This is a genomic window from Halobacillus sp. 12SKB (genome assembly GCF_052941655.1).
On sequence record NZ_JBRFWR010000001.1, the window covers coordinates 2,755,310 to 2,767,702 of the forward strand.

The 12,393-nt window shown below is 37.1% G+C and carries 18 protein-coding genes; 14 read left to right on the forward strand and 4 right to left on the reverse strand.

What is annotated here, in order from left to right:
- Positions 1–174: 174 nt before the first annotated feature.
- A complete protein-coding gene (locus tag ACQ4XT_RS13565; protein WP_446854126.1) occupies positions 175–405 on the reverse strand; it encodes a hypothetical protein in 231 nt (76 codons plus the stop codon).
- Positions 406–1,087: 682 nt separating this feature from the next.
- Between ACQ4XT_RS13565 and ACQ4XT_RS13570 the strand changes: the two genes are divergently transcribed.
- Positions 1,088–1,285, forward strand: a complete 198-nt coding sequence (locus ACQ4XT_RS13570) for a hypothetical protein (protein ID WP_446854127.1) — start codon at positions 1,088–1,090, stop codon at positions 1,283–1,285.
- A 159-nt stretch (positions 1,286–1,444) separates the two neighbouring features.
- Entirely contained in the window at positions 1,445–1,537 is a 93-nt protein-coding gene (locus ACQ4XT_RS13575; protein WP_446855679.1) for a GNAT family N-acetyltransferase, read from the forward strand.
- 90 nt (positions 1,538–1,627) lie between these two features.
- On the opposite strand, the gene ACQ4XT_RS13580 is transcribed toward ACQ4XT_RS13575, so the two are convergent.
- Positions 1,628–2,911 (reverse strand): FtsW/RodA/SpoVE family cell cycle protein, encoded by a 1,284-nt coding sequence (locus tag ACQ4XT_RS13580; RefSeq protein WP_446854128.1) that lies wholly within the window; start codon positions 2,909–2,911, stop codon positions 1,628–1,630.
- Positions 2,902–3,246 carry a PadR family transcriptional regulator gene (locus ACQ4XT_RS13585; RefSeq protein ID WP_446854129.1) on the reverse strand — a complete coding sequence of 115 codons (345 nt, stop codon included), beginning with the start codon at positions 3,244–3,246 and terminating at the stop codon, positions 2,902–2,904. Before ACQ4XT_RS13585 ends, ACQ4XT_RS13580 begins: the two co-directional genes overlap by 10 nt.
- Before the next feature lie 306 nt (positions 3,247–3,552).
- Between ACQ4XT_RS13585 and ACQ4XT_RS13590 the strand changes: the two genes are divergently transcribed.
- The 3 genes from ACQ4XT_RS13590 to ACQ4XT_RS13600 all read left to right on the forward strand — a co-directional run bounded on the left by ACQ4XT_RS13590 (position 3,553) and on the right by ACQ4XT_RS13600 (position 5,563).
- Entirely contained in the window at positions 3,553–3,765 is a 213-nt protein-coding gene (locus ACQ4XT_RS13590; RefSeq protein WP_446854130.1) for a hypothetical protein, read from the forward strand.
- 108 nt (positions 3,766–3,873) lie between these two features.
- Positions 3,874–4,653: an SMI1/KNR4 family protein gene (locus tag ACQ4XT_RS13595; RefSeq protein WP_446854131.1), complete on the forward strand. Its 780-nt coding sequence runs from the start codon at positions 3,874–3,876 to the stop codon at positions 4,651–4,653.
- Between the two features lie 466 nt (positions 4,654–5,119).
- Positions 5,120–5,563: a hypothetical protein gene (locus ACQ4XT_RS13600; RefSeq protein WP_446854132.1), complete on the forward strand. Its 444-nt coding sequence runs from the start codon at positions 5,120–5,122 to the stop codon at positions 5,561–5,563.
- A gap of 147 nt (positions 5,564–5,710) precedes the next feature.
- On the opposite strand, the gene ACQ4XT_RS13605 is transcribed toward ACQ4XT_RS13600, so the two are convergent.
- Positions 5,711–6,472, reverse strand: a complete 762-nt coding sequence (locus ACQ4XT_RS13605; RefSeq protein ID WP_446854133.1) for an MBL fold metallo-hydrolase — start codon at positions 6,470–6,472, stop codon at positions 5,711–5,713.
- A gap of 129 nt (positions 6,473–6,601) precedes the next feature.
- On the opposite strand from ACQ4XT_RS13605, the gene ACQ4XT_RS13610 reads away from it, so the two are divergent.
- The 9 genes from ACQ4XT_RS13610 (at position 6,602) to ACQ4XT_RS13650 (ending at position 11,979) form a co-directional block, all read left to right on the forward strand.
- A complete protein-coding gene (locus tag ACQ4XT_RS13610) occupies positions 6,602–7,009 on the forward strand; it encodes an Lrp/AsnC family transcriptional regulator (RefSeq protein ID WP_446854134.1) in 408 nt (135 codons plus the stop codon).
- Positions 7,010–7,191: 182 nt separating this feature from the next.
- Positions 7,192–7,380: a hypothetical protein gene (locus ACQ4XT_RS13615; RefSeq protein ID WP_446854135.1), complete on the forward strand. Its 189-nt coding sequence runs from the start codon at positions 7,192–7,194 to the stop codon at positions 7,378–7,380.
- 119 nt (positions 7,381–7,499) lie between these two features.
- Positions 7,500–8,042, forward strand: a complete 543-nt coding sequence (locus ACQ4XT_RS13620; protein WP_446854136.1) for a DUF4269 domain-containing protein — start codon at positions 7,500–7,502, stop codon at positions 8,040–8,042.
- Between the two features lie 509 nt (positions 8,043–8,551).
- Complete coding sequence (locus ACQ4XT_RS13625) at positions 8,552–9,226, forward strand: RibD family protein (RefSeq protein WP_446854137.1); 675 nt, start codon at positions 8,552–8,554, stop codon at positions 9,224–9,226.
- Positions 9,227–9,522: 296 nt separating this feature from the next.
- On the forward strand, positions 9,523–9,708 hold the full coding sequence (locus ACQ4XT_RS13630; RefSeq protein ID WP_446854138.1) for a hypothetical protein: 186 nt from the start codon (positions 9,523–9,525) through the stop codon (positions 9,706–9,708).
- Between the two features lie 413 nt (positions 9,709–10,121).
- Entirely contained in the window at positions 10,122–10,559 is a 438-nt protein-coding gene (locus ACQ4XT_RS13635) for a GNAT family N-acetyltransferase (RefSeq protein ID WP_446854139.1), read from the forward strand.
- 189 nt (positions 10,560–10,748) lie between these two features.
- Positions 10,749–11,027 carry a hypothetical protein gene (locus ACQ4XT_RS13640; RefSeq protein ID WP_446855681.1) on the forward strand — a complete coding sequence of 93 codons (279 nt, stop codon included), beginning with the start codon at positions 10,749–10,751 and terminating at the stop codon, positions 11,025–11,027.
- 63 nt (positions 11,028–11,090) lie between these two features.
- Positions 11,091–11,600 (forward strand): GNAT family N-acetyltransferase, encoded by a 510-nt coding sequence (locus ACQ4XT_RS13645; RefSeq protein WP_446854140.1) that lies wholly within the window; start codon positions 11,091–11,093, stop codon positions 11,598–11,600.
- A gap of 100 nt (positions 11,601–11,700) precedes the next feature.
- Positions 11,701–11,979: a hypothetical protein gene (locus ACQ4XT_RS13650; RefSeq protein ID WP_446854141.1), complete on the forward strand. Its 279-nt coding sequence runs from the start codon at positions 11,701–11,703 to the stop codon at positions 11,977–11,979.
- Positions 11,980–12,393: the final 414 nt, after the last annotated feature.

Consider the following 12,393-nt stretch of genomic DNA (forward strand, 5'->3'; position numbering starts at 1 on the left):
GTCAACCATAATAGGATTTATGATCGGCGGTTTTATTTCTTGGTACTTTATTATTCCTAAAATAAACGAGCTGGGGCGTAGAGACAAAATGTAAAAACATTTGGGCTTCGAGTCTTCAACAGTTGGGGGCGTTAATACAGAAAAGACGAATAATGAATTCTGAAAAGGGGCACCTTAAGCGCCCCAGTTCTGAAAGTATTCGAAAAATCCCATATTCATAGGTACAGCCCATATGTAAGCACCTAAAAGAACAACTCCAACCAAAAAGTAATTAAAGATTTGTTTTGGTATCCAATTGAAAATGTAAAAGTAAATCAAACAAACGCCGCTAATTGTAATTGTAAGAACTATAAGAGGACCAATAAACATCATAGTATTAAGATCCACACCTTCAAATATATTCATAGAATTTTCCTTTCAATGTTTGTTTGGTTAAATTTTACTACTAATCTTTAATTTTTACTAGTCCTTTGAACGTATCTCGACGTTTATCGCTATATATCTCGAAATCATGCCTTCAAGTAAAGGGGGCCATTCATTAATATCCACACCTTGTGATCCAATGAACTAAATAAGCTACAAACCCGGGACTAATTTATAAGAGATGAAACTTAATCTATAGGGTGCCTTAAATTAACGGGGGCGATTGTTCAATAAGAGCAATCGCTTTTTTATTAGGCTCTGTTAAAGTTAGTTGTTGATATTTTCTCCTAGGCACGGAGTATTCAATACTAGGACTTTTAGAGATGTATGTTGAGTGAAGGTTCTACGGTGAATTACTCGATTTCACAAACTCCTACAAGAAGTGGGGTCCTTGAAGCCTGGATCAGAGTCATATACTAACCGAACCACCAACCATGGTCCTGCCAACCCTTCTTAGCGGTCATCCCCAGGGCGAGTACAGATTTCAGCATTCTTGTTGTGTACATCAATGCACCCTACTTAGGTAAAAGAGGCTTACAGTATTCTGTTCTAATATTTACTGTCATTAAAAATAATATTTTGTTAATTCAGTATTCTCCGAAACGAATAACAGGCGCTTTTCGTAAGGAGTAGTAGCCATATTATTAGGGAGAGGATTATTTTTATGATTTTTATTTTCACACTATTATTTGGGTTCTGTATCTTATTTTTCCCTTTACAAGGGATTAGAGATTTTAAGACTGAAAAATTATCTTACAAAATCATTCGGTTGATTTTCATTGGTTTGGCTCTTTCACTCCTTACAGCAGGTATTATTGATGGTGTAAGCTATATAAATAACCCGGAAGATTCCTTGCCATAAGCTAAACAGAACTTCCTTTCTTAAGGGAGTTTTGTTTTTTTATGAATATCAACATTTAACTTTAACGGAGCCTTTTAATTAGATTGTAGATATTTTTAAAGAAGGTGATCGTTGAAACTACATAAATGTTATACTTTTGGAAAATGTTCAAGAGGGATTGTGATTGGATATAGCTTTTCTGCGCAAATTTCAGGTAAGGGATATGCAACAGAAGCAGTTAGACAAATAGTGAAGTATTTTTTGAAGAAGTGAAAGTGCATTGGATCCAAGCCATCTTTAATGCAAAGGCACATGGCAGAAAAGGACGGCCATGTGCGTTCAGTTATCTTTACAATTTTTTTCTTAGAAAACATCAAGATTTCCTGGGTATTCAGCTGTATGCCTAGTTTGTTCGACTGTATTGCGTCTTCTGTAAATGCTCAATAATAAACCGACAGCTATCATTTCAAGTAGTATATGGGATCCGCCGTAACTCATGAAAGGCATGGCCGCGCCAGGCAATCCTGGTAAACCGAGGTTCGTAAGGATGCTCAGAATGAACTGAACGGAGAATGTCGCTGCCAGACCGATAATGAGAAGTCGACCATAGGAATAAACCATTCTCCTGCCTGTACTAATGATTCTCCAAATGAAAAATGCAATCAACGCGAAGACCATGATGGCGGACAACCAACCGAATGTATAGATCGTGTACGAAAAGATGAAATCTGTATGGACATCAGACATGAGTCCGGGAGTGGACTGTAAGGCACTTCCTATGAACTCCGCATCCCCCAAAGTCAAACCAGCATACGTGTTAGGTAATGTGGACGTATCTGCTTGGACGAAAAAACGCACCAACGGCAAAATGGATAGAGGTACAGTAAAGGATAAAACTTGCTTGATGCTGGCGCTCGACATGGACATAATGGCAGTAGATACGATCAGGCTGATGAATGTAGCCCCCACTGCTCCAGTCGTTGACAATAAAAGGATCGGTACGGCAAGAAGTCCTACTCCAAGCCAGACCTTTCGGGTGTCTTTCCAATTCCATGAATGAAAGATCCCCGCAAAAGATACGGCCAAGAGGTATGGAGTGATTTCCGTGAAATTAATAAAGGCAAAGCCGATATTTAAAAATGGGATGCCATCGACCCAGACACCGAGAAGGAGGGTCAATGAAAGAACGAGTACCGTCCCTGCATAAATATGGCTCGAGTACTTTGCAAGTTTTCTATAATCATAGCTGAAAACAACTAGCATAATCAGAAGGCCGGCTAAATAGAAAACAAGGCTTTTATTGAATATGTTCATCTCATGAAACGCTGTGATGGTCGAATGAAATTGCAGGTAGTACATAACCAGAAGTCCTAATAGAGAAACCGCGAGAACGGGAAGGATGGTTTGTACATCCAACGGGGCTTTGTGCGTTTTGTTCAACTGCTTCCCTAATACTTTCTCATCACCTATATGCGCCAAAGCCTCATTTACAGCTTCTTCCTCAGAAAGTCCCCTGCGCATGGCATCCTCTTTGAGTTCCTGAAGATGATCGCCTATCTCGAGCCTGATGTTATCATGTACATCTTTATTCCTGATCCGCTTACACAATCTATCAATATATACTTCGAATTTCTTATCTATTCCCATACGCTTTTCTCTCCATGGAGCACCTGGTCCACTGCATCTTTAAAAACGGACCATTCCTCTTTTTTCTCCTGAATGAGTTCTCTGCCCGAATCATTCAACTTGTAATATTTCCTCTTTCTCTTTCCAGTCCCTTCCCCCCAGAATGAGACAATCAGTCCTTTTTTCTCAAGGGTGTGAAGGATAGGGTAGATCGTACCTTCCTTGAAATTGAAGATACCATCAGACTTCAACTCCAGTTCCTTAATGATTTCATATCCATACCTTGGCTTAGTGTCCAACAAGCTTAAAATCAGCGTGGGGGTACTCCCTTTAAGCAGCTCTTTACTAACTTTCATAGATACCTTCCTTTCGCATGCATAGTAATACAATGCATAGTGATTATATGTATATTGTATTCTGCCTAATTAACCCTGTCAATGTGTGTTTAGGGGAAAAAGTTTTTGCGTAGAGGAATCGAATGAAAGAGTGTTTGGCAGGATTGGTGAAGACTCAGTTTCGAAATAGTTAAAGGAATATACGACTGATATGGTTATTATTTCCATTAAACTGTAAATTTGATATGATATATTTGCTTACCTATGATTGTTTAATTTGTTTAGAAAATGTGACATGAAATAGCACTTGCTGAGAGGAGAATGTGGATGTTTTCAAATAGGAAAACCACAACAGGAAAGTGGCTTGCTCATTTAGGTTTATGGATTTTTGCTGCTGGATTAGCATTTAGTGAGATTTTGGGTATTGATGGTACGCCGGATCTATTAAAGGCTGCATCAATCCCTATGATAGTAATAGGACTATTGATGATCATTACATCAAATTTCTTTAATAAAAAAAGTTCAAAAGATATAAGTTGAGGGTATCGCGAATCCAGGTCTTCCGTTATTGGGCGGCAATTCCGTAATAAAGGGGACCGCCTTTGAAAAATTATTAAGTTTGAGCTATCTGAGGAGGTATAAATTAATTTGGATATTTGGGTTAAAGATTATGATGATGATCCTTATAAATTAGAGGATATTGATGACCAAATCATTCATGCATTTGAGAAAGAACTTAACCTTAAATTGCCACTTAGCTATAAGGGCATACTACAAAATCAAAACGGCGGAATTATTAAATATAACTCTATTCATGCAAGTAGTTTTCCAGAAGGGGAGGTTTACATAGAAATTAACCACATTTATGGAATTGGCCATCCTGGGTTATTAGACAGTCCATATTTGATTAAGGAGTGGGACCTTCGTCAAAACATTTTAGTCTTTAATGGAGAAGGAAACGCTTGGTTTGCTTTAGATTATACCTCTGAACCCCCTCATGTCATATATATTGATGCAGATAGTAAAGAAGTAATAAAAGTAGCTTCCAGCTTTGGACATTTCTTGAAAAAACTTACTTTTACAGAATTGATTCAGGAAAATGAGAAAGACAGTTGGTCGAAGGAAGAAGCTGAAATAATATTTTCAGGTCAAGAGGAATTCCTGATAGAAGAGGTGCTTCTTAGCTACCAGGACACAGAGGATATAGAGTGGTATTTAGCCAAGCTATTGCAACTAACTGAGCATTCAAGTTTATTAGTGAGAGAAACTGTGGCCAATGTCATAAGAGATAATACAGAATATTTCCTTTATGAAGGTCCAGAGCCTTCTTTGAAAATTCTTAATCGGATCATAAACCATTTGTCTAGGGATAGAAGCGAAGGTATAAGGTGGGAGATGAAGGAAGTAAAAGACCAATATGACCTATAGATTACCTTGAAACTGAGTCTTACATAAACGGAGGCGATAGCTGTAGCATGTTTATCGCTTATTGTGCTAACGAGGCAGTTAAACTACTATTTTTTGAAAATAGAAGGGTTGAGATTTGAATCAGGAATGGTAGAAGCTAAGTTAGACAGTCATCCTATAAGGGTTTACAAATCAACTGTGAAAGCAAACTCATAAACGAAGAATGAGGTTTATCCACGATATGCATGTCCTAACTGTGGCTTTTTTGATCTTTACGCTTTACATCCTGAAAGGTTGATTTAAATAAGAAAATGTCGAGGTTTGGTTAATCAAGATTAATGGAAGCTTTAGTATAAGATCAACTAGAGAGTACCTCGGATTCAAGTCTTTAAGAAAAAAGGGCAAGTCTATAACAGAAGAATTGCCCTCTTCTTATGATGAGCTTAGACCATCTAAGTGTTCTGTATAAAGGCAGGTGGGTATAAATATGAATCGAATGTTTATTGTATCTATAATTCTTTTCATCTTTTTATTATCAGGCTGTATTGCTGAAGACTATGATTTTACTCCTCCTACTGTTTCACTTGGGGACCAGTATTTAAGAGAGCACGAAGAATTAGAAGCAGCAAATATTGATTGGAATTCCGATAAAGAGTACACAAAAGAGACAGAAGATATTTATTCATTGGCAAAAGAACAAAAGCCATTGTACTTTAGTTCTGGTGAACAAGTGCAAATACTTTTTGAGACTCAGGATTTTGCAATCGAGGAACTAAGCGCTTATGTATGGCAGAATGATAAAAAGACTAAATCACAGGTGAATGATCAAAAGTTCTCTCTCCCAAAAGAAAAAGGTGAGTATGTAGTTGTTGTGGACCTTATTTCAGATAATGGAAATGTTCAATACGTGGGCAATATCGTCATTGAATAATAGGTGAAGCAGAGTTAATTCTTATTAAAAAGGTTCTAAAATAAATTGTTATTAAAGGAACGGAGCAGTTTAGTTTAATAAAAGGAGAGTAACTTTGGATATAAATTAAAAACAGACAGAAAAGTCTACCTCTGTCTGTTTTCAGTATTAGAATGAGTAAGAGTCTCCATCATCTGGAACTAGAACTTTCGAGGAGATACCTTTTTCATTAGAAAAGCTCTTTAATTCTTCTCTTGATAATGTCCAATGATTGACAGCTTCCATATGGACAGCAATAATTTTTGAGTTAGGAGCAGTCTTATACACTTCATAGACATCGTCTTTTCCCATGACCAAAGAACCTCCTTCAGAGAATTGATTATCTCCAGCATTTACCACGATAACTTCAGGTTTATGTGTGTCGATGGCCGTTTGAACTTCCTCATACCAAACCGTATCTCCAGCGACGTACAGGGTTTTCTCCGCGGAATGTTTGAAGACAACACCACATACAAGACCGGTCATTTTTAAGATTTCGCCTCTTCCATGTTGGCCTTTGGTTTTGATCAATTGAATACCTTCGAACACAGTATCTTCTTGTAAAACCTCTACATTTTGGAATCCATCGTTTCGAATTTCTGTCGCATCTTCTTCATTCTGGGAGAAAATTTTCATTTCTTTTGGCAATGCTTTTTTAGCCGCATCATCCCAGTGATCGGCATGCAGGTGAGTGACGATCACCGCATCAACATCTTGAATAATACTTTCGATGGAAGTTGGTAAGCTTACCAAAGGATTGTTCTGATCTTGTCGTGGTGCGTTAGGGAAAGGCGGGTAAGCTCCTTGCTCAGCAAGCATTGGATCGATTAAGAACTTTTTCCCAGCGTATTCAACCACGATTGTCGCATTTCTGATTTGGTGGATATTCATATCTGATTTCTCCTTTTCTTTCTAAATGACTAGGTTCAATGTATATTCTATAATACACCCATAAATGGATATATAGATTTAATAAAGTCTTTTGGACGTTTGACTTTATTTTTGAAAGGAGTGAAAGACATGTTAGATCGAACGGATTTTCTTATCATCGATGAACTATCCAAGAACAGTCGGATTACGATGAAGGAATTAGGGGAGAAAGTCCACTTAACAGGACCAGCTGCAACAGCAAGGGTGCTTAAATTGGAAAAGAGTGGAGTTATTGAGGGGTATTCGATTAAAATGAATCAAGCAAAAATGGGATATCCTGTTCATGCCATCATTCATATCTATACCGAGAATCCAAATCACCAACCTTATCTGTCCTATATAAGAAAGCAAGATCTTTACGTGGTTAACCATTACAAAGTCAGTGGAGATAGTTGTTACCTCCTCGAATGCAGATTTCCATCCAACGAGATATTGGATGAATTTTTGACAGGGATAAGTAATTATGTGAGCTACAAATTATCGATCGTTATAAAATAAAAAAATAGGTGGGAAAAAATCTACTTAAACTAAGGGTGAGGGCGTCCGTTACAAATCCTTACGAAGAAATCTTGGTTTCGAGTCTACAAGTATCAGCGACAATTCTTTAATGCTTTTAGGAATACAAACACCAATAATAAGGGTATAGTCTCAAATATATGCAGGGGAAGGAGAATTGTAAAATGAGCAAAAGAATGAAAGATCGTATGATCTCTACACTTGTTTTTGCATTCGTTGCTATTCTCTCTGTGTACGTCATATACGGGGAAATAAAATGGCCAATCATAATAGGATTAATGACAGGGGCGCTGATTTCCTGGTACTTTATTATTCCTAAATTAAATAAGCTACGCCGTAGAGACAAATTGTAAATACATCATGGCTCCGAGTCATAAATAATGGGGCTTATCTATATGGGAGCCAGTTTTGTATGATCATGCATTTGGATGCTCTTTTCCTGGGTGAAACGTGCATTGATGGGGGTATTTAGTTGTTTGATCTTTTGGAGGAGTTGAAAAAAGGTAATCAGAAGGAAAGAAATGCATATAAAACCATTAAAGGACTGTGTATTTTTGAAGAATTGAGTATTTACAATCCTGTGCTTTGTGGAACTATTCCCATTGGTCTTGACTTAGATCATTCAGATCTGGACATTGTCATGGATGTAAAAGACTTAAAGACTTTTGAAAAAAAGTTAGTCGACCTTTATGGAAGCAAGCCTGGATTTGCCATGAAAAGAACAATGATAAGAAGTCGTGAAGTTGTTAAGGCGAATTTCCTGTCTAACAACTTTGAATTAGAGTTGTTTGGTCAAGACCAACCTACATATTGTCAGAACGCTTATTTACATATGATTATTGAATACGAACTTTTAAAAGATCGTCCGTATCTTAAAGATAAAGTTATTGAACTCAGAAGACAGGGGTATAAAACTGAACCAGCATTCTGTGAGCTATTGGGTATTGCCGGGGATCCATATGAGGGCTTGGTTCAATATGGAATGAAAGAAGGAATCATTAGACTGGATTGTTGAATGTTCATTTTATAATGGATCGTATTCCATTCACTTCTAATTGTATTTAAACAATAAAAAAGCGTATGAAATCAAGATTGAAAATTCTGGTTTCATACGCTTTTGATTTATCCATTCTTAATAGAATTAATATTACGATAATACTTGCGATATGTCTGGTGTTTGGGAAATACGTATGCAAAACGAGTGGTTTAAAGGGGGTCTGGAAGTTCGACTTAGGCAAGTTTTATTAAAGAATTGTTCATACAGCGTCATTAATAGAGGATATGATATCCGCAAGTATACGGTGGGTTCTTCTTTACCTGCCAGGGTTTTTGTTAAAGGTGTGTTATGGGAAAAGGGGGAAGTTTTGTTTACTTTCAATTAAATAATAGAAATGTCAAAACACATATCTTGAAACCGAGTTCTCGACAATACCTAATCGAGGAAAAAGAAAACTAAAAAACACTGACATTATTTTTTGGAATACATTACCATTATAAGTGTAACTGTGAAAGGAGTGCATGGTAGTGAAAAAGCCCGAAATAATCTTGAATATCTTTTCTTCGATCGATGGAAAAATTACAACGGCTCCAAAAAGGGATGTAGCGGAATGGACAGCGGCAGGTATTGATGGAGAAGCCCACGAAGTAACACATCAACTATACGATGAGTTCGATTGTGATGGTTTAGTATCAGGTAGCGAGAGTTTGATCGTATGGGGCGCAAATGGTGTAAATCTGGAGAAACCCATCTATGAACCCAAAAAATCAAAAGCTTATATTGTATTCGATGGTCGGGGGCGGATGGATTGGTATCAAACGGAGGGATTATTAGTAGTTACCAGGGAAGATGTTTCGACAAAGTATATTCAACAATTGGAGGAAAAGGGTATTCCCTATATAACAGCAGGCACGGGTGCACACATAGACTTACCTCTAGCTCTACATAAATTACATGAATTAGGATATAGAAGATTGGGGCTTAGTGGTGGAGGAGTAATCAATGGTGCATTCTTAAGGCAGCGTCTGATTGACGAAATTAGTTTAGTGATTGCACCTTTAGCGATAGGCGGAACGACTACACCTTCGATTTTTGACTCCGAAGATTTAAAAGAATTAAAGGATGCGGCCAGGATCGAGTTGAAAAATATGAAAACCGTGGGTCATGGATCCGTTTGGCTTCACTATAAAGTAATGGAATGAATTCGAGTGAAAAATTGATCGATGACTTATGACCTGCCCGTTTAGGTGTATCTGTCATATGTCATACCTATCCCATGAATTCTTTAATTAGATGAAAGAAAGTAAACGTAGATTATCTCGATATCGAGTCTTACCAAAAGGACGATTCTTCAATTAGAGGAATCGTCCTTTCTTTATATTGGGATTGTTTGGAAAATTACTCCTTTGGTAATAGAGGTTTATAGGGAAGCGAATGGTGAATTCGTACGAAGGATAGATCATACAAAGGGTATATTTGATGAAACGGAGGTTTTCCAATGAATGACCAGATGAAAAATGGTCTCCTCTCTGCAATCGCGTTTGCGATCATGGCTATCCTTTTTGGTTACTTCTTTTACGGAGAAATTGATTGGCAAAATGTCATTGGACTGTCGATCGGCGGTTTTATTTCCTGGTACTTTATTATTCCTAAAATTAGCAAACGGAAAATGAGAAAAATGTAGTTAACGTAACGGATAAGTGAATTGAAATTGTGTCTTCACCTTTACTGAAAGATCTATTGGATTGGTTGTATCGATCATGTAAGGCGGAAGGAGATGAAGTTATGTATGAAGACGGTAATTTTTTTAATCCTATTTATTCTGGCGATTACATTCGATAATCAAATCGCTGCATTTATTCAGGATACATTCCATGTAAACTCATTTTTTACAGGGGTTATCTATGTGTTGACAGTTTCAGTGACTTTACTCGTAGCTTTACTCTTACACAATAAACGAACAACAAAATAACAGCAGCAAGTACAAGTTCAGTCATTTTGTATGATCTCGGAACGGAGTCTTTCAGAAAGAGGGCTTTTCTGCAGCATCAAGGAAAATCTCTTCAACCATATATACTTTTATTGGGAGGAATCAGATTGAGAGTACAAAGAGTAAAAGCAGAACAAACGTATAATCTTCGTCACAAAATACTTAGACCTCATCAACCATTCGAAGCATGTCAATATAATACCGATCAAGACGATGATGCTTTTCATATCGGAGCGTTTAGTGATACGGAATTAGTTAGTGTGGCTTCTTTTTATTTAGAATCACATCCTGAATTTCAAAGCACTATTCAATACAGATTACGAGCTATGGCTACTGCAGAAGAGTTTAGAGGTAGGGGGGCGGGAAGAGAAGTTGTACATTACGCTGAGAGCCGATTGAAAAATCTCAAAGCTGAACTCCTTTGGTGTAAAGGAAGAACTTCTGTTCAGAAATATTATGAAAAGTTGGGTTTTAAACCTTATGGAGAGGTTTTTGATTATCCACCCATTGGGCCTCATGTGATCATGTATAAAGAATTAAGGTAGAGGGGAAGAGACGAAAATGATAACGGACTCATTTCATTAATTGCTATTCGCTTTTTTAAATTTAAGTCTCAAACTAAAGACGATTTAAGATACATAATAAAATGGTTAAATATGTTAAAATTACCTCACTGGTGCTGATACCAATAAGGAAGTAAAACTTAGTTGAAAAGGGGGATTATATTGAAAAAAATGAAGGTCGCCTTTGTCCTGAACACGATAATTAGTGGTTTACTCGCTATTCTTATCTCTACTTTTTTTGCGGGGGGTACGATAGCAGAGAACTACACGGATAAGACTTGGGTGGCCCCTGAGTTCTTTGTGATCTTACCTATTTGGGCTTTAGGGTTTCTAGTAGGGCTTCTCATTTATAAAAGTAAAAATCCTGGGATCGTTTTGTTCATATCTATCCTTATTACATGGGCTTCCATTCCACTTGGATTGCAATGGGGATTTAACTTGGCTACGTGAATACCAAAATGAGGTTTTTAAGAAGGTTCAACAGACGTATCTCTTGAAAAGCAGGTGGATTCTATGAAGATTACAGTTGAAAAATTAAGATTGGACGATGCTGAAGCAGTATTGAATTTTGAAAAAGAGAATAGAAGCTACTTTGAAAAAATGGTACCAAGTAGAGGTGATCACTATTATAACTTTGACCATTTCATGATGCGCCATAAAGAATTATTGGATGAACAGAGACAAAAGTCAGCTTACTTTTATTTGATAAAAAGAACCAATGGAGAAATCTTAGGAAGGATTAATTTAGTAGATATAGACAAAACTCAACATTCAGGGTACATCGGATATCGGGTGGGGGAAAAGCATACAGGGCAAGGGGTTGCCTGTAGGGCTTTACATATTCTGATGGATCACTTGTGTAAGGATGGTTTCACTGAAATATTTGCCAAGACAACAAACCATAATATAGGTTCACAAAAAGTTCTGGAGAAAAATGGCTTTATGAAGACAGAAGAAAGTGATGAAGAGTTCGTTATGAATGGCGAAAACTTAAGGTTTGTAAATTATAAATGGGATATGTAACGCATCATTAAACCATCTCAGTACCGATTCTTTCCAACAAGCGGGTACGATGATAAAGAAGAATAGAAGAACGTTTTACCAAAGAGAGGTGGGGTTCATGATGTCGAAGAAGTCTCTTTCAATTAGTTCGGGGCTTTTGTTTATACTAACTGTCTTTCCTATAATAGCCGGTTTAACTCGATGGGGAAATGGGATATTTACAGCTGTTTTACATATAAGTATTTTTTTACCTTTAACATTTGCAGTGTTGGGATTAGCAGCTGGTTTATTTGGAATAAAAGGAAGTGTAAAAGTAAGCCTTGTTGTAGTCAATTTTATTGGCATATGCCTTTCATCCTTTTTGATATTTGTAGCGGTATTCGGCTTTCAACAACCATAATAAGGCCTATCTCAATTTCAAATCTTCGAGAAGGGATAAGTATCATATTCATTAAAAGTAGAGAAGGCACGCCGCGAAGGTATGAACGCGAAATGGAATAGAAGCACGATTAAATTGCAATGAGGTGGTAGCATCAGAACAGCCATTCATCTAACCAATATTATATTGCTGGCAGGATTATTAGTCTTAGGTTTTTTCGCTTTCTTTGGATTGCATTTTGTTCCTCAACAAGAACCCTACACCGCCGAACACATACATATTATACTGATTTACATCATATGGGCGATCGGGTATTACCTGCAATTAAAGCAGTCAAACATAAGGAATTTTATCATTATACTGGTTGTTTTCTTAATCGTTCAGGTCATGAACTTCTTCTTTGGTTATTACGTCATAACGTTTTTGGAGTTCTTT

Bases quoted from the DNA above. Each gene is read 5' to 3' on its own strand.
- ACQ4XT_RS13565 (WP_446854126.1), bottom strand. From the start codon at position 405: ATGAATATATTTGAAGGTGTGGATCTTAATACTATGATGTTTATTGGT.
- ACQ4XT_RS13570 (WP_446854127.1), top strand. From the start codon at position 1,088: ATGATTTTTATTTTCACACTATTATTTGGGTTCTGTATCTTATTTTTC.
- ACQ4XT_RS13580 (WP_446854128.1), bottom strand. From the start codon at position 2,911: ATGGGAATAGATAAGAAATTCGAAGTATATATTGATAGATTGTGTAAG.
- ACQ4XT_RS13585 (WP_446854129.1), bottom strand. From the start codon at position 3,246: ATGAAAGTTAGTAAAGAGCTGCTTAAAGGGAGTACCCCCACGCTGATT.
- ACQ4XT_RS13590 (WP_446854130.1), top strand. From the start codon at position 3,553: ATGTTTTCAAATAGGAAAACCACAACAGGAAAGTGGCTTGCTCATTTA.
- ACQ4XT_RS13600 (WP_446854132.1), top strand. From the start codon at position 5,120: ATGAATCGAATGTTTATTGTATCTATAATTCTTTTCATCTTTTTATTA.
- ACQ4XT_RS13605 (WP_446854133.1), bottom strand. From the start codon at position 6,472: ATGAATATCCACCAAATCAGAAATGCGACAATCGTGGTTGAATACGCT.
- ACQ4XT_RS13610 (WP_446854134.1), top strand. From the start codon at position 6,602: ATGTTAGATCGAACGGATTTTCTTATCATCGATGAACTATCCAAGAAC.
- ACQ4XT_RS13615 (WP_446854135.1), top strand. From the start codon at position 7,192: ATGAGCAAAAGAATGAAAGATCGTATGATCTCTACACTTGTTTTTGCA.
- ACQ4XT_RS13630 (WP_446854138.1), top strand. From the start codon at position 9,523: ATGAATGACCAGATGAAAAATGGTCTCCTCTCTGCAATCGCGTTTGCG.
- ACQ4XT_RS13640 (WP_446855681.1), top strand. From the start codon at position 10,749: ATGAAGGTCGCCTTTGTCCTGAACACGATAATTAGTGGTTTACTCGCT.
- ACQ4XT_RS13645 (WP_446854140.1), top strand. From the start codon at position 11,091: ATGAAGATTACAGTTGAAAAATTAAGATTGGACGATGCTGAAGCAGTA.
- ACQ4XT_RS13650 (WP_446854141.1), top strand. From the start codon at position 11,701: ATGTCGAAGAAGTCTCTTTCAATTAGTTCGGGGCTTTTGTTTATACTA.